The following is a 20102-nucleotide window of genomic DNA, read 5'->3' as shown; positions in this document are numbered from 1 at the left end:
CTGCGCACCAAATATCCAAATAACTACATTATTTAATAACTAAACGGCCTCATTTTGCTTCCGCAATGCGGAAATAATAAAGCCTAATCCGATCACGAAAAACACTACCAGCGCCAGTACAGAGTTGCGCATATCTTCGGTCAGGTCATCTATATAAGCAAAGGAAAACATCCCAATTACAATAGATATTTTTTCCGTTACATCATAGTAACTGAAGAAAGAAGTGGTGTCCTGGGTTTCCGGCATCAGCTTGGCGTAAGTAGAGCGGCTGAGCGATTGTATACCTCCCATCACCAGTCCTACCGCGGTAGCCAGTAAATAGAAGTGCATAGCCGTTTGCATTTTATAACCCGCTATGCAGATGCCTATCCAGAGCAATATAACGGCAATCACTACACGAAGATTACCAAATCTTGTGGATAGTCTGGCCATACTCCAGGCGCCGGCAATAGCCACCACCTGTATGATCACCACCGTAACAATCAGCATGGAAGCTTCCAGGTGCAACACTTTGCTGCCAAAAATAGTAGCCGCCATCATCACGGTTTGTACACCCATGCTGTAGAAGAAGAAGCCACGCAGGAATCTTTTTAATACCGGCAATTGTTTTACCTGTGCATATACTTTGCGTAATTCCGTAAAACCTTCTGTCAGCGCGCCACCGGTATGTTTGGTCATGGTACCCGCACTATCGGGCAGGCGGGCAAAAGTAATCAGGGCAAAACCAAACCACCACACACCTACCAGCAAAAAGGTAAGACGTACCGGTAAACTTTCATCCATGCCCAGTTTAGGCCCCAGTACTACCAGGCCAAATCCTATCAGTTGCAACAGCACACTGCCTATGTAGCCCATACTAAAGCCCCGGGCGCTGATCCGGTCCCTGTCTTCCGGAGCGGCAATTTCAGGGAGATAGGAATTATAAAATACCAATCCTCCGCAATAGCCTATGGTAGATAGCATAAAACAAACCACCCCCAACATCAGCCGGTCGCCGTTGAATAAGAAAAGGGCACTACAGGAGAGTGAACCGAGAATCGTAAAAAAGCGCAGAAAATTCTTTTTATTTCCTCTCGTATCCGCAATGGAAGACAAGATAGGAGAGGAGAAGGCTACCACCAGGTAAGCGGCGGCCATGGTGTAATTGTACAAGGCGGAGTTGACAAAATTCATTCCGAGGAAAGAAACATGTTCTTTGGTTACCGCTAAAAAATAGATAGGGAAAAAAGTAGTGGTAATAACAAGGTTGTACACGGAGTTAGCCCAATCGTACATTGCCCAGCCATTGATCACTTTCTTACTGGCAGTCTTCATATAGCATTTAGCTTTTCACGAAGATACTTTTTTAAGGCAGAAAGGGAAAAGCATAAAGCAAAAAGCTATCAGCGCTGATAACAGGATGAAAATCGCTTTCATCATTCGCAGCAATAGCTTTTTGCTTTATGCCTTCAGCTTTCCGCTCTATTTATAATCCAGAATGTGAATATGCTCTTTGCACATGAAGTATTCCTGCTCATCATTGGAGCTCACGATAATAAGGCGGTTGCCGCCATATTCGGTGATGAGTTGCTGATACACGGCGGTGCCGGCAGCGTCGAGGTTGGTGCAGGGCTCATCCAGCAACAGCACGGGTACATCGGATAGGATGGCCAGGGCCAGCTTAATACGTTGCTTCATGCCGGAAGAAAAGTTACGAAGTTGTTTGTTGGAGGCTTTTTCCAGTCCTACCATTTGCATGGCCATAGCGGGCGTAATGCCTGGCAGGAAATTCTTGAACTGTTGGTGAAATTGAATGATCTCAGTGAGGGTAAACTCTTCGATCAGCTCCAGGTAGGGAGCTGCAATGGCACAATGCCGGAAAAACGCATCAGGAGCGATGGGTTTTTCCGGTGTGCTATAGGTAACGGTGCCTTCATTGTGTTGAATGGCACCGCTGATTACCTGTAATAATGTTGATTTTCCAGAACCATTGGGTCCCAGGATGGCATAACGTTGTCCTTCACTAAAGGTGAGGGTTACACGCCGGAAGATCCAGTCGTAGTTAAAACGCTTACCTGCCTGGTTAAGAGATATCGTCATTGGTGCGGGAAGTATAGCCTCTCATAATACCACGACCTGATTCACGAATGAATGACAGGATCTCATCTCTCTCATCGGTGGCCGGGAATTCTGCTTCAATGATGTTAATAGCTTTGGATAACTTAAAGCCTTTCACAAATATCACCCGGTAGATATCCAGGATAGAGTTGATTTTTTCCAGGGAAAATCCTCTTCTCTTTAATCCAACGGAATTTACACCTACATAGGATAATGGTTCACGGGCAGCTTTTACAAAAGGAGGTACATCTTTACGCACCATGGAACCACCGGTTACAAAGGCGTGATCACCTACTTTACAAAACTGCTGGATAGCCACCATACCCGCCAGTACTACGTGGTCGCCCACGGTAATGTGTCCGGCCAGGGTGGTGTTATTGGAAAATACGCAGTAGTTACCTACTTCGCAATCGTGTGCAATATGACTGTAAGCCATGATCAGGCAGTTATTCCCGATAACGGTTTTCCATTTGTCTTTTGTGCCGCGGTTAATGGTTACGTATTCACGGATAGTGGTGTTGTCACCTATTTCCACGGTTGTTTCTTCACCCGCATATTTTAAATCCTGAGGGATGGCAGAAATAACAGCACCTGGAAAAATACGGCAATTTTTGCCGATGCGGGCTCCTTCCATAATGGTTACGTTGGAACCTATCCAGGTACCATCACCGATTTCTACATTTTTATGTATAACGGTAAATGGATCAATTTTTACATTAGGCGCAACTTTGGCGTCCGGATGTATGTATGTTAGCGGGTGGATCATTGCTATTATTTGCCTTCTCTTGTTTTTATAATTTGTGCTATCATATCGGCCTCAGTAGCTACTTTGTTGCCGATGAATACTGTCCCCCGCATTTCTACAAGTCCTCTTCTGATAGGGCTCAGCAACTCCATTTTAAGAATCATCGTATCGCCCGGAACTACCTTCGACTTAAATTTACAGTTATCTATTTTCAGGAAATAAGTATCGTAATTTTCAGGATCCGGTACGCGATTCAATGCCAGAATACCACCTACCTGTGCCAGTGCTTCCAGTTGCAGCACGCCCGGCATTACCGGGTTGCCTGGAAAGTGACCCTGGAAGAAGCCTTCGTTGAAGGTAACATTCTTGATACCTACTACTTTCTCTTCACCCAGTTCAATGATCTTATCTACCAGCAGCATCGGGTAACGATGCGGCAATGTTCTTTCAATACGTGCGGTATCGAATACAGGTGGCTGATTTGGATCGTAAACAGGTACGTCTTTATTATGCTTGTTCTTTTTGATATACGCTTTTATCGCACGGGCAAACTCCACATTAGACGCATGACCGGGACGGTTAGCGATGATATGCGCATTGATAGGGTAACCAATCAGTGCCAGGTCACCTACTACATCCAGCAGCTTATGACGTGCAGGCTCGTTCGGGAAACGTAATTCAATATTGTTCAGGATACCTTCTTTCTGTACAGAAATGGTGTCCCTGTTAAATACTTTGGCTAAACGGGACAGTTCCTCGTCTGTTACCGGTTTGTCCACCACAACGATCGCGTTGTTGATGTCACCACCTTTAATCAGGTTGAGCGACAACTGATATTCCAGTTCATGCAAAAAGCAGAAGGTACGGCAAGGCGCAATCTCTGTTTTGAATTCTTCGATTCCCTTCATTTTGGCGTGCTGGGTGCCCAGTACCGGGGAATTGAAGTCGATCAGACAGGTAATACGATAGTCTACCGCTGGCATAGCCACCATTTCTACCTTTTTCTTCTCATCATAATAACTGATGTTGGTATCAATAGTATAGTACACTTTCTTAGCATCCTGGTTTTGCAGGCCAATGTTTTCAATGGCTTCAATAAATGCGTAGGCACTACCGTCCATGATAGGAATTTCCCCACCGTCCAGCTCCACCAGTACGTTGTCCACACCTGTTCCTGCGAGTGCAGCCATGATGTGTTCTACGGTACTCACCCTGGCGCCATTGTGCTCCAGCGTAGTGCTGCGGGTTGTTTCCACTACATAATCCACATCGGCTTTCACGATGGGTTGTCCCGGCAGATCTATACGTTGAAATTTAATCCCATGGCCGGGTGTTGCCGGCTTGAGTGTCATATTAACATAGGCACCTGTATGCAAGCCAATACCCGATAAGGTAACTTCGCCTTTCAGGGTATGTTGGTATTGCAACTGTTGATTTTCCATAATAAGCTAACTAATATGTAACTATTTAACCAGTAATCAATTTATACACCCGCTCTTTCCTGCAGCAGCTGTTTTACCATCTCCTCCAACTCCTTTACGCGCTTTTCAAGGTCCGGCAAATTTCTAAAAATTGCCTGACTTTTCAGCGAACTTTTATAATCGTACGCCGGAGAGCCTGTGAGAGAGGTGTTAGGAACGGTTATGGACTTGGATAAACCGCTCTGTGCATTGATTTTGGTGCTGTCTGCAATGTGGATATGTCCCACCATACCCACCTGGCCGCCTATTACGCAGTTCTGTCCTATTTTGGTACTGCCGGAAACGCCTGTCTGCGCTGCAATCACCGTGTTGGTACCAATATCTACGTTATGGGCTACCTGGATTAAGTTATCCAGTTTCACACCCTGACGGATCACGGTACTACCCATGGTGGCTCTGTCGATCGTCGTATTGGCGCCTATCTCCACATCATCATGGATCACTACGTTACCAATCTGCGGTACCTTTTTATAGGAACTGTCCGGCTGAGGAGCGAAACCGAAGCCGTCGCCACCAATTACACAACCGGCATGCAGCATTACGCGGCTGCCTACTATACAGTTATCATATACTTTTACACCCGGATAGAGGATAGAATCGTTGTTAACGATCACATTATCACCTAAATATACACCAGGATATATTTTTACGTTGTTACCCAGCACCACGTTTTCCCCCAGGTAGGCAAAAGCCCCCACAAACACGTTTTCTCCCATTTTCACCGAAGTGGGAATATAGGATGGCTGCTGAATACCCGATTTATTACCCGTCAGGTACCTGTACTGCTCCAGTAACAAGGCAAAGCTGCTGTAAGCATCTTTCACCCTGATCAGGGTAGATTTAATCGGACGCTCTATCACCAGGCTCTCATTCACGATCAGAATGGAGGCATTGGTGGTATATATGAATTCTTCATACTTAGGATTGGCAATGAAACTGAGCATGCCCTCGCCAGCTTCCTCAATCTTGGCGATGTTGCTCACCTTTACGTCCGGATTTCCCTCCAGCTTACCATCTAGCATGGTAGCTAATTGTAATGCGCTAAACTGCATAATTTAAAATTGTAATGTTTTCCAGGCTACACCGGATAGTATGAACTTATTCTTTAACATTTTATTCCTTATAAAACGTTGTTAGCCTGAATTTTTGGATGACAAATGTAGAATTTTTTTACCGGTATCGCCAGAGTATGGCTAATCAGTGCATTGTCGATGGAGGAAATGTCTTTTACAGTTCCGTCTTTAAATAGGATATTAATCTTCTCGTCATTAACGTTATAAGCCCTCAGGGTGGCTGCACCGGAAAAAACGAAGTACGCCAGATCGGCACCATCAATGCCCCACTTTTGTTTAACCTGTTCCTGCAATAATTGCTCCGCACTGCCGTCGAACGCCTGATTACTTAAAACTACTTTGAATAAGTTCCTGTCTATTAACCATTTACACAAGAGAGAAAGAACTTTATCCTCATGTGTTGTCCAAACTTTTATAGCCCCCATAATATCATAGTCGTCCAGCAGGCAAAATAACCGAAGACAATCCGGCTCCCGCTCAAAATTGTCTTTGGTAACCGTGTTATACAGGAAATATGACAGCGCAGGTGAACAGAACAGCTGTTGCCCTTCCTGTGCCAGGGCTTTAGCCCTGCAAAGGATCTTTACCAGCATGTTTTCCGCACTCAGTACCGTTTTATGCAGGTATACCTGCCAGTACATCAGCCGCCGGGCTATGATAAACTTCTCTATAGAATAAATCCCCTTTTCCTCCACCATCAGCTCTCCGTGATGAACCGTCAGCATTTTTATAATGCGGTCGTACCCGATGGTGCCTTCGGCCACACCGGTGAAGAAGCTGTCCCTGTTCAGGTAATCCATCCTGTCTACATCCAATTGGCTCGACACCAGCTGGTGCAGGAATTTTTTATGATATCGTCCGTTAAAAATATCCAGTGTAAGTGACAGGGCGCCATTCATCTCCCTGTTTAGGTCTTCCATCAGCCACTGCGAAATCTCTTCATGAGATACGCCCTCAATAATGCCGTTCTCCAGCGCATGGGAATATGGTCCATGCCCTATATCGTGCAGCAAAATGGCCATTTTAGCGGCTACTTCCTCTTCCAGGGTAATGGCTGCTCCTTTGCTGCGAAGCTCCTGTAAGGCCATACTCATGAGGTGATAAGCACCCATGCTATGATGAAACCGCGTATGCATAGCACCAGGATACACCAGTTGCGCCAGCGCCATCTGATGTATGCGGCGAAGCCGCTGGTAATATGGATGTGAAATGAGGTTAAGAATCAACGGGTGATCTATGGTAATAAAGCCATACACCGGATCATTAACAATTTTTCGCTTGCGTTCGGTCATTGCATTTAATTATACATCTCAAACAGGAGCGTCCACGTCTGAAATCCCTGGTGTGGGTATGCAAAACTACACCATGAATTAATTATATGTAAATTTTTTACTTATAATGACGCTCTCCGTCCACGAAACCCCTATGACAGTAAAAAACAATTGGTAGGTTACAGGTAATTAAATGTTATGGATGCGAAGGTAAATAACTTTATCAGCCCTCCCACTTTTTACTGCGATCATTTTACCCGGATCCGTCGTTTTTAACATATAATTACCGGCAAATGATAGACGGGGAACGATATTTGCCAAAAAATAGGGGTAATTTTCTTTTTTTACCGGAACCTTAAATCTTACTATGAGCCAGATAAATATACTATGGGTAGACGATGAGATAGAGTCGCTGAAATCACAAATTATTTTTTTGGAAAGCAAAGGCTATAAAGTTTCTGCCCTCACAAATGGGTACGATGCCCTCGAATTTCTGAAAGAACAAGTGGTAGATGTGGTATTGCTGGACGAATCCATGCCCGGTATCACCGGCCTGGAAACACTCGGTAAAATTAAAGAGATAGATCAGCAGATCCCCGTGGTCATGATCACCAAAAATGAAGCAGAAGACGTTATGGACGACGCTATCGGCTCCCAGATCACCGATTACCTCATTAAACCGGTCAATCCAAACCAGGTATTATTATCTCTCAAAAAAATAATTGATAACAAAAGACTGGTGGCAGAAAAAACCACCACCGCGTATCAGCAGGAGTTCCGTAGCCTTTTTATGGCCCTCAGCTCCAACCCTAACTATAATGAGTGGATGGATATCTATAAAAAGCTGGTGTACTGGGAAATGGAAATGACAAAAGCCAACAGCCCGGAAATGCTGGAAGTATTTAATGCCCAGAAAACAGAAGCCAACAACGAGTTCTCTAAGTTTATCAGCCGCAATTACAGCGACTGGCTTCATCCAAAGGCGAAGGAAGCACCGGTCATGTCACATACCCTGTTCCGCGACAAGGTGGTTCCCAATCTGGACCCTAACGTTCCCAATGTGTTCCTGTTGATAGATAACCTCCGCTACGACCAGTGGAAAGCCATTCAGCCCATTTTCCAGGAATCATTCCGGCTGGTGGAAGACGAATCTTTTTACAGTATCCTCCCCACCAGTACCCAATATAGCCGTAATGCCATCTTTGCCGGCATGCTGCCCATAGATATTGAACACAGATTTCCCCAGGAATGGAAAAATGATGACGAAGAAGGCGGGAAAAATATGTTTGAAGAACATTTCTTTGCCGCCCAGCTGAAACAGCTGAAAATGGATCCCCGGTTTTCTTATACCAAGGTAACCAACCATGCAGACGCGCAAATCATGCTCAACAACATCCACAATATGCTGGATTACCCGCTGAGCGTAATTGTATACAACTTTGTGGATATGCTCAGCCATGCCCGCACAGAAATGGAAGTGCTCAAAGAACTGGCCGGCGACGAAGCCTCTTACCGCTCTATTACCGCCAGTTGGTTCGAACATAGTCCGCTACACCAGGCACTGAAACGTATCAGTGATAAAAAAATAAACCTGATCATCGCCACAGATCATGGCAGCGTGCGGGTAAAAACACCTGTAAAGGTGATTGGTGATAAACAAACCACCACCAACCTGCGCTATAAACATGGCCGTAATCTGAACTATGATCCCAAAGAAGTACTGGCCTTCAGAGATCCCCGCGATGCCGGCTTACCCAAGCCCAACGTGAATTCCTCCTACATTTTTGCCAAAGGAGATGGCTATCTCTGTTATCCTAATAACTACAACTATTTCGTGAACTACTACCGCAACACCTTCCAGCATGGAGGCATTTCCCTGGAAGAAATGATTGTGCCCTTCGCCCGAATGGTAACAAAGTAGCAGAAAGCAAAAAGCGAAAAGCAAAAAGCTATTTTCCCGGAGATCGTCGCTTATATCTCGGACATAATAGCTTTTTGCTTTTCGCTTTCTGCTTTCCGCCATTAGGGACATGCTTTTTGCTTTTTGCTTTCGCCTTTTTGCTATTTTTACCGCATGAATATCAAAATCACACCTAACAACCTGACCAAGCTGGAAAAAATCTTCGACGAAGCCAAATATGTGCTGCGCTTCGAAAAAGGTAGTTTCCTCTCTGGTTATTGCATCCTGGAACATAAGAAGGTGGTAGTGATCAATAAATTTCTGAACCTGGAAGGACGCATCAACACCCTCATTGATATTTTAACAACCCTGCCACTCAATGAAGAAGCCCTGACGGCGGAATCGCATAAACTGTACAAACAAATACAGGCCAGCAAGCCGATCCCGGAAGAAGGGACAGATGAGGCCGAAGCCGAACAAACAGCAGAATAGGTTAAACCGACAAATGATTTTGGGATGAAAGTTACATTCTTAGGAACAGGTACATCGCAGGGAGTCCCCGTAATAGCTTGTGGTTGCGAAGTTTGCTCCTCATCAGATAAAAAAGACAAACGCTTAAGAAGCAGTATCATGATTACTGCACCGGCAGGTAATATTGTGATAGATACTACGCCGGATTTCCGCTATCAGATGCTCCGCGAAAAAGTGGGTCACCTGGAAGCGGTGCTCATTACGCATTCCCATAAAGATCATATTGCCGGCATGGACGATATCCGTGCATTTAATTATTTCCAGAAAACAGCAATTAATATATACGCCACCGAATTTTCACAGGGCGTTATCAAACGTGAATTTCCTTACGCTTTTACAGAATTTAAATACCCGGGCATTCCGGAAATAAACCTGAAAACCATAGCAGACGAGCCTTTTGATGTGAATGGACTCCGCATTACCCCCATACATGTGATGCATCATAAAATGCCGGTCATCGGTTTCCGGATCCATGATTTTACTTACATCACAGATGCCAACTATATTGCTCCGGAAGAAAAAGAAAAGATCAAAGGCTCCAAAATACTCGTGCTGAACGCCCTGCGAAAAGAAACGCATATCTCACATTTTACCCTGGAAGAGGCCATCGCATTGGGTAAAGAGCTGGAAATACCAGCGGTATATTTCACGCATATCAGCCATCAGCTGGGATTGCATGAAGAAGTATCTAAAGAACTTCCCCCCGGAACCGCCCTGGCTTATGATGGCCTGCGCCTGGAAATTTAAAGTCTGTTTTATTTCTATTAACAAAAAACGGTAACAGGCTCCTTAGCTTAGCGACAAATTTTTGTTGACCCATGTGGAAGTCTTTCGTCCGCGGGTACCTGCGTTTTTCACGCCGGGAGCGCCATGGCATCTTAATATTGGTGGTACTTATGATATTAACTGGTTATAGTCCCGACTTGCTTTTTTACTTTCAGCGGCGTATGCCCGTAGCCGATAGTAGCGACTTAAAAGCCGCAGTAATGGCCTATGAAGCGGGCCTGGCCACCAACATCACTACTACTTCAATCCCACCGGCAGCGGGCACGTTATTTTATTTCGATCCCAACACTGTATCGGTAGCCGCATGGCAACAGTTAGGTGTAAGTGAGCGTACAGCAAGCAGCATCAGCAAGTACCTGGCTCATGGAGGACATTTCCGCACCGCAGCTGACCTGACGAAGATGTATAGTTTGCCACCCGCTTTATGCGCCAGGTTAATGCCTTATGTGCGGATAGCGGGCAGGAGGGAGGAGGAGCATTTCGGGAGATATGAAACAGCCGGTGGAGACCGGGGCTACGGGCCGTATCACAAGTATTCCACTGGCCGGCAACAGGAGTATTACCGGGCTGGTAAACGCTATTATAGTGACACCGCGGCGGATAATACCGATCCCTTTCGTGGAGGTTACCATGACCATGCTCCCGGTAACAGCGATGCTTCGTTTACCCGTTATCGTAAGAAAGCCCCGGCTACCATGATTGATATTAATACAGCAGATACGCTGGCATGGCAAACATTACCGGGCATCGGACCGGGCTTTGCCAGACGCATAGTGAACTTTCGCGACCGGTTGGGAGGCTTTTATGCGGTGGCGCAGGTAGGTGAATGCTATGGTTTGGCGGATTCCCTATTTCAAAAAATTCAACCTTTCTTACAGATCGGTAATAGTTCTCTAATAAAACTGGACCTCAACCTCTCAGATGAAAAATCTTTGGCAGCTCACCCATACATACGCTACAAACTAGCCCACTTAATAGTGCAGTATCGCAATACCCACGCGGGTTTCAAGGCAGTTGCCGAGCTCCGCTCTCTCCCGTTGGTGGATGAGATTATTTATCGTAAAATTGAATATTACATTGAGGTCAAACATTAAAGCCACACGTTTATGAACTTTGAGCCTACGGAAATGCAACAACAGATTGCACAAATGATCCGGGATTTCGGAAAGACAAATATTCAACCTTACGTGTTAGAATGGGATGAACAACAGGAATTTCCCGTGCAGGTATTTAAGAAACTGGGGGAGCTGGGACTCATGGGGGTACTGGTACCGCAAGAGTATGGCGGCAGTGGATTGGGATACCTGGAATACGTCACCGTAATCAGTGAAATATCCCGCATCTGTGGCGCTATCGGATTAAGCGTGGCTGCACATAATTCTCTGTGTACCGGTCATACCCTGCAATTTGGGAATGAAGCCCAGAAGCAGCGGTATCTGCCCAAGCTGGCTACCGGTGAATGGATAGGAGCATGGGGCTTAACAGAACCCAACACCGGCTCTGATGCCATGAATATGAAATGTGTGGCAAAGAAAGATGGCAATGACTGGATCATTAATGGTACCAAATGCTGGATCACACATGGTAAAAGCTGTGATGTGGCGGTAGTAATCGTACGTACCGGGGATGTGCGTGATAGTCATGGTATGAGCGCATTTATTGTAGAGAAAGGCACACCTGGGTTCAGCGGCGGCAAAAAAGAAAATAAACTGGGGATGCGTGCCTCTGAAACCGCAGAAATGATATTCGACAACTGCCGTATTCCCGCAGAAAATATGCTGGGAGCAGAAGGAGATGGCTTTATACAATCCATGAAAGTACTTGACGGAGGACGTATTTCTATTGCGGCCTTATCGCTGGGTATCGCCAAAGGCGCTATGGACGCGGCTTTGAAGTACTCCAAAGAGCGACATCAGTTCGATCAGCCAATTGCCAACTTCCAGGGGATTTCCTTTAAACTGGCAGATATGGCAACAGAAATTGAGGCTGCTGAGTTATTGACGATGCAGGCAGCGGATATGAAAAACCGTAAGGTGAAAATGACGCAACAAGCCGCTATGGCCAAATATTACGCTTCTGAAGTAGCCGTGAGGGTAGCCAATGACGCGGTGCAGATTTTTGGCGGTTATGGCTATACAAAAGACTTTCCGGTAGAAAAATTTTATCGAGATGCAAAATTATGCACTATCGGCGAAGGAACTTCAGAGATCCAAAAGATCGTTATTGCCCGGGAAGCACTGAGATAGAATAACGATTTTGCTATTGATTTTGAAAATATTGAAGTAGATGTATTTTTATAATTTATGAAAAGACGCTTTATAAGCCGTTCATCATTTTTTCAAAATAAATTAATATTACCCCTTTAGTGTTATTGAATATTGCAAAAGGAACGTTAAATTTGGGTTAATTCATCACTCTTTACCGTTTATCAACCTTAACACACAAAATCAAGAAAGATTTGAAACACTTTTACGCAATGAAAAGCACCCTGTAACAAGGGTGCTTTTCTATACCGGGTCTGACTGGTTTATCCCCGTATAACCGTATAAAGATGCTTAGTAAAAATGTAATGCCTGTAATCCACGTTATGTTTCTTCCATAATTCAGCAGTGCTACTGATGTCTGTAATATTTATCCCTATTACTTTTGCCTTGAATTTATTTTAGTTGTTATGTTCTCCAAAATATTAAAATGGACCGGCAGGATGCTGCTCGGTTTAGTTGTGATCGTTGCTATGGCTTTTGCTATATCCGTTTTTCTTTTCGCCAACATGTAAACAAGCAGTATAGTGTGCAGGTAAGGGAAATTCCGATACCGGAAGATTCCGCCAGCATTGCTGCAGGAAAGCATCTGTATGAAATCAAAGGTTGTGGGGAATGCCACGGCGCTGATTTAAGCGGGAAAGTTTTTGTAAATGATCCCGCCATTGGCAGAATTGCCGGCACCAATCTTACCTATGGTAAAGGAGGCCTAGCCGCAGACTTTGATAATAAAGCCTGGTTAAAGGCCATGCGGCATGGTTTAAATGCCGAAAACAAGACTTTATTGCTCATGCCTTCAGAAGACTACAACCGGCTGGATGATCACGATATAGCGGCTATAATTGCCTTTTGTAAAGCACAGCCTAAAATAGACCTCCCTTCCGTGGCCATAAAAATTGGACCTATGGGCAAAGTATTGTCTGTACTAGGAAAAATGCCGCTCTTTCCCGCTGAATATATTGACCATAGCCGGCAGCAACCTGCGTTGGTAGCGAAAGGGCCTACGGCAGATTATGGGAAATATTTATCTGCTTCCTGTACCGGTTGTCAGAAGACAACATTAACGGGTGGCGACAACCCTGTGCCGGGCGGTGCGCCAGTGGCTAATATCACCGGTTCCGGGCGTATAGGGAAATGGTCTAAGGATGAATTTATTACGGCATTGCGTAGTGGTAAAACACCGGAAGGAAAACAATTGCTGGTAAAAGATATGCCGTGGACAATGACGGCCCGGTATACAGACGACGAGTTAATCGCGTTGTATCTGTATTTGAGAAGCCTGTAAAAAAGAGAGGGATTTTCAGCTGGGTTGATTTTGTACATCAACACAACCGAAAATCCCTCTTTCCTGTGTAGCAGGAATAACTACTTTTTATCTTTGTCGAAGAAGTCGGACACTTTATCCTTCGCTTCTTCTGCCCAATCTTCCGCCTTATCTTTCACATTATCCAGAAAATCACCTGCCTGATCCATCAGACCAGCCTTTTTACCTTCGGCTTTGTCCGACATACCTGCAAACCAGTTATCCACTGTACCTGCAATAAAAGGAGGTAATTTGCCTTTCACATATTCTTTGATCACATCAATGGACTGTACAGCCTGTTCGGGCGTGAGTCCGGCTTTTTCCTGCAATTGCTGAATGAGTTCCTGCATAAATAGAGGTTTTATGATTAGAGATAGTGTAGCCATACCGGAATGCCGGTAATGGTTATGCTACTTTCAATTTAACCAGGGTAGACTGTTCCAGTCTTGACTGTGCGTATTCCTTGGTAAGATGAAACGTAGTTTCATTGGCAGATGGCAGTTCATACATGGCCTCGCTCAGCACTACTTCACAGATGGACCGTAATCCACGTGCACCCAGTTTGTATTCCATTGCTTTATCTACAATGTAGTCGATGGCTTCTTCTTCTACCTGCAAGTCAATATTTTCTACCTTGAACAGTTTCTTGTATTGTTTTACCAGTGCATTTTTAGGCTCTGTTAAAATCAGTTTCAGGGTATCTCTATCCAGTGAATTCAGATAGGTTACCACTGGCAAACGTCCCAGTAATTCGGGAATCAGGCCGAAGGATTTCAGATCGGTGGAGTTAATATAACGCAGGATCTGTTTTCTGTTTTCTTCTTCTTTTTCCTTGTTAACGGTGAAGCCGATAGAATGCGTCTGTATTCTTCTGCTGATAATTCTTTCCACACCATCGAATGCGCCGCCGCAGATGAAGAGAATGTTTTGTGTGTTCAGTTTGATCAGTTTCTGTTCAGGGTGTTTACGACCGCCCTGAGGAGGTACCAGTACTTCTGTTCCTTCCAGTAATTTCAGGAGGCCCTGTTGTACGCCTTCTCCGCTTACATCACGGGTGATGGAAGGGTTATCGCTTTTACGGGCAATTTTATCTATTTCATCGATGTAAACGATACCGCGTTCCGCTGCTTCCACGTCGTAGTTACATACCTGTAACAGGCGGCTGAGGATACTTTCCACGTCTTCTCCCACGTAGCCGGCTTCTGTAAATACGGTAGCATCTACGATGGCGAAGGGTACGTTTAATTGTTTGGCGATAGACTTAGCCAGGAGGGTTTTTCCGGTACCGGTTTCACCTACCATGATGATATTGGATTTTTCAATTTCCACTTCATCATCTCCTATTTGCTGATTGAGTCTTTTGTAGTGGTTATATACCGCTACGGCCAGTATTTTCTTTGCATCGTCCTGTCCGATAACATATTCGTCCAGGAATTTCTTCATGTCAATAGGTTTGGACACTCTAGGTGCGAAGTTCGGTGCTACGGCGGCGGTGGCAGTTTTCTTGCCCGGAGGGAAAAGCTCCTGGTCAATTATTTCCTGCGCATTGGCTACACAGTTTTCACAAATGTGTCCTTCTGCGCCAGCTATCAATATCTGCACTTCTTCTTTCGAGCGGCTGCAAAAGGAGCAACGAATTTTTGATTCTTTCATTTCGGAATAGATTATTTTTCTACGAAACTATCATCGCCTGCAATGGTATTGCAGGGTTACAAATTTACACTAAATAGCCGAAAGCATAAGTCTTCTTATTAGCTGAAGGCATAAAGCGTAAAGCACAAAGCTATTGTAGCGAAGGGAATAGCGAATTTTTATATGTATCGCTACCTCATTCGCTACAATAGCTTTGTGCTTTATGCCTTGAGCTTTAAGCTTTTACTGTGGTGTATCCAGATTTTTCTTTGGATTCTTCTGGAGTACGTCATCAATGATGCCGTATTCTTTCGCTTCATCCGCAGTCATCCAATAGTCACGGTCAGAGTCTTTTTCTACTTTTTTCACCGGCTGTCCGCAGTGACCGGCAATGATTTCGTTCAGTTCCTTTTTCAGTTTCACGAACTCACGTGCAGTGATTTCGATATCTGAAGTCTGGCCTTCTGCACCGCCATGAGGCTGGTGAATCATTACACGGGCATGTTTCAGCGCGGTACGTTTTCCTTTAGCGCCGGCTACCAGCAATACAGCGCCGAAAGAGGCGGCCATACCGGTACAGATAGTAGCGATTTCAGGAGAAACTACCTGCATGGTATCGTAGATACCTAAACCAGCATACACACTACCACCGGGGCTGTTGATGTACATCTGGATATCGCGGGTACGGTCAGAAGATTCCAGGAACAGCAGCTGCGCAGTAATGACGTTTGCTACGTAGTCGTTCACCGGATCTCCGAGGAAAATAATACGATCAGCCATCAACCTGGAGAAAACGTCCATCTGTTGCATATTCAACTGACGCTCTTCAAGAATGTAAGGAGTCAGGCTGTTTAACTGGTGGCTTTTAGCGTAACTATCTACTACCAGGCTGCTGATTCCCCGATGCTGGATGGCATATTTTCTAAATTCATTATTAATGTTCATGATGGTGATGTTTATGAGGTAAATTAACAAAATCTTCTGCTTTGATTTCCTCTTCTTTCACGTTCACCTTTGCTTCAGCCCAGTCAAATAACTTGGCAGTGATCATTTCACGGTAAGTCTGGTCTACAAATTTTTCATCCTGTAACAGGCGATCCAGGTAGCTGTCTAACCATTCTGCTCCATCAGCAGCGGCGCCGCCATAGTAGCCTAATACTTTCTGTTTGGCATTTTCTTTCAGTTCTTCGAAAGAAACTTCCAGTTTATTTTCTTTAACCAGTTTGTCGCTGATCAGTGTCCAACGTAATTGGTGGTCGAAACTCGGGAATTCTTTTTCAGCTTCTTCCGCAGTTTTTGGTTTTTCACCGCCCACCTGCAGCCAGCGTTTGAGGAAATCCTTTGGTAAATCTATCGGCGTTTCATGCACCAGTACCTCAAACAAGTCGTTGTGAAGGTGGTTCCTGCTTTCAGAATCCCAGTATTTTCCGATTTCTTCTTTCAGTTTAGCACGGAAAGCTTCTTCTGTAGTGATTTCATCTCCCGGATAAACTTCTTTGAAGAACTCTTCATTCAGTTCTCTTTTCTCAATCAAACCAACTTTGGTAATGGTCAGTTTGAAATATTTATTGGCTGCGTCTTTGTCGCCGGCTTCAAAGCCCAGATCTTTCAGGATCCAGCTCAGACGCTGCTCATCAAAAGAAGTAGCTAATTGGAATACGATGCTGTCATCGTTCTTTTTACCCTGCAGTTCTGCCTGAATAGCAGGTGAAAAGTATTTTACCAGTAAAGCGTTTTCTTTTACAATTCCGCCTTCTACTACATTGCCCTGTGCATCTGCTTCTTCGAATTTAACGTTAATCACGTTATCTTCTGAAGTAATTGTTTCAGGTTCTGTTGTTTTACCACCTTTCAGCTGTAAACGCTGAACTTCGTCGTTTACCATTTCTTCGGTAACGGCTACTTTATATTTCGTAAGGGTGGTTTTGTTGCTTTCAAGCGGAGTAATAGCGAAGGTAGGTTTCAGACCTACTTCAAATTCGAAAGCATAATCAGCAGGTTTGCTGAAATCCAGATCTTTTGCCTTTTTTTCCAAAGACAGTGGCTGACCAAAGATTTCGAGTTTCTCAGCCTGTACATAACCCATCAACTCTCTCTCAACAGTTTTCAGGATTTCATCACCAAAGATAGCCTGACCGTGCATCTTCTTAACCATGCCCGCAGGTACCATTCCTTTACGGAAGCCTGGTATGTTCGCACTTTTGCTGAATTGCTTTACTGCTTTGTCAAAATTTGGAAGGTAATCTTCCGTGCTCACTTTCACAGTGATCTTATCGTTCAATAAACCAATGTTTTCTCTCGTAACGGTTGCCATAATTGAATTGTATAAAAGTGTTCTTTAAGAAGCAATAATGATTCCTTGTTTGTTTTTCTGCCATGAAGTCACAACGGCAAGTAGGAATGGCAGGAAGTTTTTTTGAATAAAATCAGGTGAAACTGTGTCTGAACAAGACAGAAGTGACAATGAAAGTGAGGGAGAGCATAGCATTATCACGTTGCCATATTGACGCATTGCCACATAATATTATATGTACGGGTGGCTGGAACGTATACCATGCAGCAGCAAATCCTACCGCTGGCTTATCAGCCGGTTTCTCCACATCCGTACGTTTCGCACCATTTCCTAATCTAACCTTTTTCAAATATAAACAACTAATTTTCAGCTAGTTGTAGATATCGTTCAACTTTATGATCGCGCGAAGATAGCTAATTTTATTCTGTTTTAGGGGAATTCTGACGGGAAAGGACAGGGAAGTGGCACCCCGTAATATTCGTATATACGTTACCGTTTCAGGTCACTTGATAATATCATGAATCACGAAATAACAAAGAGGAACAGGCAACAGCCGTTGCATGGAAGCGGTGATGGTCACCAAAAAAGATTTTCCTAAGCAATTGAAAATCAAAATGTGCGGATGAAGGGACTCGAACCCCCATGCCTCGCGGCACCAGATCCTAAGTCTGGCATGTCTACCAATTTCATCACATCCGCAAAAAAAATAAGAACTTCCCTTTGAGACGCGCCCCAGGGCCCGCGAAAATACTTGTTTATTTAGCTCAAAAAGGATTGCAAAGGTATTGTTTTTTGTGAATTAACAAAATCATTTATAAGAGAACTTTACCAACCTTTCTCAGCTGATTTTAAAAAAAATTAGAATTAAGGTGCTTAAATTGGAGAGCAATTAACTCAAAGTCTATCTGATGCTATGGCTAAAACCTTTTTCGAAGAACTAAACAGTGCAGGTGCTACCGGTGTAGCCTATAAAAATATCAACCTAAAAAAGGCTGCCCTGGCATATTTCGCCAATTCAGGCAATGCTACTATTGCCGATCTCTGTAAAGAGCTGAACCTGAGTACGCCCAAGGTCACCAACCTGGTAAATGACCTGATTGTAGATGGGCTGGTGATGGATTATGGTAAAATAGAATCTACCGGTGGCCGTAAGCCCAATCTGTATGGCCTGGTGCCGGATTCGGCCTTCTTTATCGGTGTAGATGTAAAACAGGATCATCTCAACCTGGGCCTGTCTGACCTGCATAAAAACCTGGTCACCACAGTAGAGGGGCTGCCTTATGAACTGGATAATACTGAAGCTTCGCTGGAACAGCTATGCCTGCTCATTAATAACTTTATTGATGATCTCACCGTTCCCAAAGAAAAAATTCTCGGTATCGGAATCAATATCGCCGGACGTATCAATTACGCTACCGGCTATAATTATAGTCTGTTTTATTTCGATGAGAAGCCCCTCAGTGAAGTCATTGCTGCCAAAGTAGGCATCCGGGTTTTCCTGGAAAATGACTCCCGCGCCATGGCCTATGGCGAGTTTTGTTCTGATTTGGTTAACGGGGAGCGCAATGTATTGTTCCTCAACCTGGACTATGGTATTGGAATGGGTGTACTGATAAACGGAGAACTCTATTACGGTAAATCCGGTTATAGCGGCGAAGTAGGGCATATACCCCTATTCGATAACGAAATTATCTGCCATTGCGGTAAAAAGGGATGCCTGGAAACAGAAGCTTCCGGCTGGGCACTGGTAAACATGTTCCGGCAGAAGCTGTCCGCAGGATCTTCTTCTATGCTTTCCCGCACCCATCTTTCGGCAGAGGATATTCACCTGCATGATATTATAGAAGCCGCCAATCATGATGATATGCTGGCCATTGAGCTGATTGCTAAAGTAGGAGAGAACCTGGGCAGGGGCGTGGCTTTGCTCATGAATATTTTCAATCCTGAACTGGTGATCCTCGGAGGCGCACTGGCGGCTACACAAGATCACATCCGGTTGCCCATCAAAAGCGCTATGAAAAAATATTCCCTTAGCCTGGTAAGCAACGACTCCAAACTGAAAATGTCGAGCCTGGGAGAACGTGCCGGTATTATCGGCGCCTGCCTGCTGGTACGAAACAAGGTATTAATAAGTTAATTTGAAGTAGGCGGGGTTTTGGTTAACTTTATTGTTCACCTGAATTCCAATTTCTTACCCTAAAAGATTTGTTATGTCTACCACATTAACGGCCTACCTCGTTTTTAACAGCAATTGTCGGGAAGCAATGAATTTTTATCACGACATACTCGGCGGAGACCTTAAAGTCATGACCATGGGCGATGCGCCTATGCCGGATCAGATACCTCCTGAAGCAAAGGACCTGGTTATGCATGCTTTCCTGCAAACACCCGGATTTGACCTGATGGCTTCCGATGGAATGGTAGGACAGCCGCCTGTCAATGGCGACTCTGTAGAACTGGCACTCGGCGTTACTTCCATTGAAGATGCAGAACGCTTATTTAGTAAACTGTCTGCCGGAGGCACTATTAAAATGCCGCTGCAGGAAACTTTCTGGGCACATCGGTATGGCCAAACAGCAGATAAATTCGGAATTCACTGGATGGTGAGTTACAATAAGCCAATGCCGATGTAGTAAATAGCTTTTAGCCATTAGCTTTTAGCTTTTAGCAAAATGCAGCGGAGAACATAGTAAATATGTTTATCTCCGCTGCATTTTGCTAAAAGCTAA

The 20102-nt window shown here is 44.6% G+C and carries 19 protein-coding genes and 1 tRNA gene; 8 read left to right on the top strand and 12 right to left on the bottom strand.

All coding sequences use genetic code 11. The features are described 5' to 3' along the window. Nucleotides 1–39 precede the first annotated feature (39 nt). The 6 genes from VIP81_RS15355 to VIP81_RS15330 all read right to left on the bottom strand — a co-directional run bounded on the left by VIP81_RS15355 (nt 40) and on the right by VIP81_RS15330 (nt 6688). Complete coding sequence (locus VIP81_RS15355) at nt 40–1314, bottom strand: MFS transporter (RefSeq protein WP_331962388.1); 1275 nt, start codon at nt 1312–1314, stop codon at nt 40–42. Between the two features lie 147 nt (nt 1315–1461). Then, nucleotides 1462–2079, bottom strand: a complete 618-nt coding sequence (locus VIP81_RS15350; protein WP_331962385.1) for an ABC transporter ATP-binding protein — start codon at nt 2077–2079, stop codon at nt 1462–1464. Beyond that, entirely contained in the window at nt 2063–2863 is an 801-nt protein-coding gene (lpxA, locus tag VIP81_RS15345) for an acyl-ACP--UDP-N-acetylglucosamine O-acyltransferase (RefSeq protein WP_331962382.1), read from the bottom strand. The genes VIP81_RS15350 and lpxA overlap by 17 nt, the downstream gene beginning before the upstream one ends. A 5-nt stretch (nt 2864–2868) precedes the next feature. Beyond that, complete coding sequence (locus VIP81_RS15340) at nt 2869–4284, bottom strand: bifunctional UDP-3-O-[3-hydroxymyristoyl] N-acetylglucosamine deacetylase/3-hydroxyacyl-ACP dehydratase (RefSeq protein ID WP_331962379.1); 1416 nt, start codon at nt 4282–4284, stop codon at nt 2869–2871. Nucleotides 4285–4325: 41 nt separating this feature from the next. Beyond that, nucleotides 4326–5375 carry a UDP-3-O-(3-hydroxymyristoyl)glucosamine N-acyltransferase gene (gene lpxD / locus VIP81_RS15335; protein ID WP_331962376.1) on the bottom strand — a complete coding sequence of 350 codons (1050 nt, stop codon included), beginning with the start codon at nt 5373–5375 and terminating at the stop codon, nt 4326–4328. Between the two features lie 68 nt (nt 5376–5443). Beyond that, entirely contained in the window at nt 5444–6688 is a 1245-nt protein-coding gene (locus VIP81_RS15330; RefSeq protein WP_331962373.1) for an HD domain-containing protein, read from the bottom strand. 346 nt (nt 6689–7034) lie between these two features. On the opposite strand from VIP81_RS15330, the gene VIP81_RS15325 reads away from it, so the two are divergent. The 6 genes from VIP81_RS15325 to VIP81_RS15300 all read left to right on the top strand — a co-directional run bounded on the left by VIP81_RS15325 (nt 7035) and on the right by VIP81_RS15300 (nt 13430). Continuing rightward, nucleotides 7035–8588: a response regulator gene (locus VIP81_RS15325; RefSeq protein WP_331962370.1), complete on the top strand. Its 1554-nt coding sequence runs from the start codon at nt 7035–7037 to the stop codon at nt 8586–8588. Between the two features lie 153 nt (nt 8589–8741). Next, nucleotides 8742–9059, top strand: a complete 318-nt coding sequence (locus tag VIP81_RS15320) for a hypothetical protein (protein WP_331962367.1) — start codon at nt 8742–8744, stop codon at nt 9057–9059. Between the two features lie 24 nt (nt 9060–9083). After that, the gene (locus VIP81_RS15315; RefSeq protein WP_331962364.1) at nt 9084–9845 is read left to right on the top strand and encodes an MBL fold metallo-hydrolase; all 762 of its coding nucleotides are present in this window, start codon (nt 9084–9086) and stop codon (nt 9843–9845) included. A gap of 71 nt (nt 9846–9916) precedes the next feature. Then, nucleotides 9917–10978 (top strand): helix-hairpin-helix domain-containing protein, encoded by a 1062-nt coding sequence (locus VIP81_RS15310; protein WP_331962361.1) that lies wholly within the window; start codon nt 9917–9919, stop codon nt 10976–10978. A 12-nt stretch (nt 10979–10990) separates the two neighbouring features. Continuing rightward, nucleotides 10991–12130, top strand: coding sequence for an acyl-CoA dehydrogenase family protein (locus VIP81_RS15305; RefSeq protein ID WP_331962358.1), 1140 nt, complete (start codon nt 10991–10993; stop codon nt 12128–12130). 445 nt (nt 12131–12575) lie between these two features. Further along, entirely contained in the window at nt 12576–13430 is an 855-nt protein-coding gene (locus tag VIP81_RS15300; protein WP_331962355.1) for a cytochrome c, read from the top strand. 80 nt (nt 13431–13510) lie between these two features. Here VIP81_RS15300 and VIP81_RS15295 read toward each other — a convergent pair whose 3' ends face one another. From VIP81_RS15295 to VIP81_RS15270, 6 genes are all read right to left on the bottom strand, one after another. Beyond that, nucleotides 13511–13798 (bottom strand): hypothetical protein, encoded by a 288-nt coding sequence (locus VIP81_RS15295; protein WP_331962352.1) that lies wholly within the window; start codon nt 13796–13798, stop codon nt 13511–13513. A 55-nt stretch (nt 13799–13853) separates the two neighbouring features. Further along, nucleotides 13854–15101, bottom strand: coding sequence for an ATP-dependent Clp protease ATP-binding subunit ClpX (gene clpX, locus VIP81_RS15290; RefSeq protein ID WP_331962349.1), 1248 nt, complete (start codon nt 15099–15101; stop codon nt 13854–13856). A gap of 222 nt (nt 15102–15323) precedes the next feature. Then, nucleotides 15324–16025 (bottom strand): ATP-dependent Clp endopeptidase proteolytic subunit ClpP, encoded by a 702-nt coding sequence (gene clpP / locus VIP81_RS15285; RefSeq protein ID WP_211973853.1) that lies wholly within the window; start codon nt 16023–16025, stop codon nt 15324–15326. Next, nucleotides 16015–17394: a trigger factor gene (gene tig, locus VIP81_RS15280; protein WP_331962341.1), complete on the bottom strand. Its 1380-nt coding sequence runs from the start codon at nt 17392–17394 to the stop codon at nt 16015–16017. The genes clpP and tig overlap by 11 nt, the downstream gene beginning before the upstream one ends. Nucleotides 17395–17506: 112 nt before the next feature. After that, a complete protein-coding gene (locus VIP81_RS15275) occupies nt 17507–17722 on the bottom strand; it encodes a hypothetical protein (RefSeq protein ID WP_331962338.1) in 216 nt (71 codons plus the stop codon). A gap of 268 nt (nt 17723–17990) precedes the next feature. Continuing rightward, nucleotides 17991–18072, bottom strand: a tRNA-Leu gene (locus VIP81_RS15270). 214 nt (nt 18073–18286) lie between these two features. Here VIP81_RS15270 and VIP81_RS15265 point away from each other — a divergent pair. Both VIP81_RS15265 and VIP81_RS15260 read left to right on the top strand, forming a co-directional pair. Next, nucleotides 18287–19510, top strand: a complete 1224-nt coding sequence (locus VIP81_RS15265) for an ROK family transcriptional regulator (RefSeq protein WP_331962335.1) — start codon at nt 18287–18289, stop codon at nt 19508–19510. A gap of 73 nt (nt 19511–19583) precedes the next feature. Further along, a complete protein-coding gene (locus VIP81_RS15260; protein WP_331962332.1) occupies nt 19584–20006 on the top strand; it encodes a VOC family protein in 423 nt (140 codons plus the stop codon). Nucleotides 20007–20102: the final 96 nt, after the last annotated feature.

Source organism: Chitinophaga sp., from assembly GCF_036566945.1.
Taxonomy (GTDB): domain Bacteria; phylum Bacteroidota; class Bacteroidia; order Chitinophagales; family Chitinophagaceae; genus Chitinophaga.
Note: the sequence above shows the minus strand (reverse complement) of the source record. Positions and strands in the feature narration are given on the sequence as shown.

Excerpts from the sequence above, each read along its gene's own strand:
- VIP81_RS15330 (WP_331962373.1), bottom strand. The coding sequence starts at position 6,688 with ATGACCGAACGCAAGCGAAAAATTGTTAATGATCCGGTGTATGGCTTT.
- tig (WP_331962341.1), bottom strand. The coding sequence starts at position 17,394 with ATGGCAACCGTTACGAGAGAAAACATTGGTTTATTGAACGATAAGATC.
- VIP81_RS15300 (WP_331962355.1), top strand. The coding sequence starts at position 12,576 with ATGGACCGGCAGGATGCTGCTCGGTTTAGTTGTGATCGTTGCTATGGC.
- VIP81_RS15305 (WP_331962358.1), top strand. The coding sequence starts at position 10,991 with ATGAACTTTGAGCCTACGGAAATGCAACAACAGATTGCACAAATGATC.
- VIP81_RS15340 (WP_331962379.1), bottom strand. The coding sequence starts at position 4,284 with ATGGAAAATCAACAGTTGCAATACCAACATACCCTGAAAGGCGAAGTT.
- VIP81_RS15315 (WP_331962364.1), top strand. The coding sequence starts at position 9,084 with ATGAAAGTTACATTCTTAGGAACAGGTACATCGCAGGGAGTCCCCGTA.
- VIP81_RS15310 (WP_331962361.1), top strand. The coding sequence starts at position 9,917 with ATGTGGAAGTCTTTCGTCCGCGGGTACCTGCGTTTTTCACGCCGGGAG.
- VIP81_RS15265 (WP_331962335.1), top strand. The coding sequence starts at position 18,287 with ATGGCTAAAACCTTTTTCGAAGAACTAAACAGTGCAGGTGCTACCGGT.
- VIP81_RS15295 (WP_331962352.1), bottom strand. The coding sequence starts at position 13,798 with ATGCAGGAACTCATTCAGCAATTGCAGGAAAAAGCCGGACTCACGCCC.
- VIP81_RS15260 (WP_331962332.1), top strand. The coding sequence starts at position 19,584 with ATGTCTACCACATTAACGGCCTACCTCGTTTTTAACAGCAATTGTCGG.
- VIP81_RS15350 (WP_331962385.1), bottom strand. The coding sequence starts at position 2,079 with ATGACGATATCTCTTAACCAGGCAGGTAAGCGTTTTAACTACGACTGG.
- clpX (WP_331962349.1), bottom strand. The coding sequence starts at position 15,101 with ATGAAAGAATCAAAAATTCGTTGCTCCTTTTGCAGCCGCTCGAAAGAA.
- VIP81_RS15320 (WP_331962367.1), top strand. The coding sequence starts at position 8,742 with ATGAATATCAAAATCACACCTAACAACCTGACCAAGCTGGAAAAAATC.
- VIP81_RS15325 (WP_331962370.1), top strand. The coding sequence starts at position 7,035 with ATGAGCCAGATAAATATACTATGGGTAGACGATGAGATAGAGTCGCTG.
- lpxA (WP_331962382.1), bottom strand. The coding sequence starts at position 2,863 with ATGATCCACCCGCTAACATACATACATCCGGACGCCAAAGTTGCGCCT.
- clpP (WP_211973853.1), bottom strand. The coding sequence starts at position 16,025 with ATGAACATTAATAATGAATTTAGAAAATATGCCATCCAGCATCGGGGA.
- lpxD (WP_331962376.1), bottom strand. The coding sequence starts at position 5,375 with ATGCAGTTTAGCGCATTACAATTAGCTACCATGCTAGATGGTAAGCTG.
- VIP81_RS15355 (WP_331962388.1), bottom strand. The coding sequence starts at position 1,314 with ATGAAGACTGCCAGTAAGAAAGTGATCAATGGCTGGGCAATGTACGAT.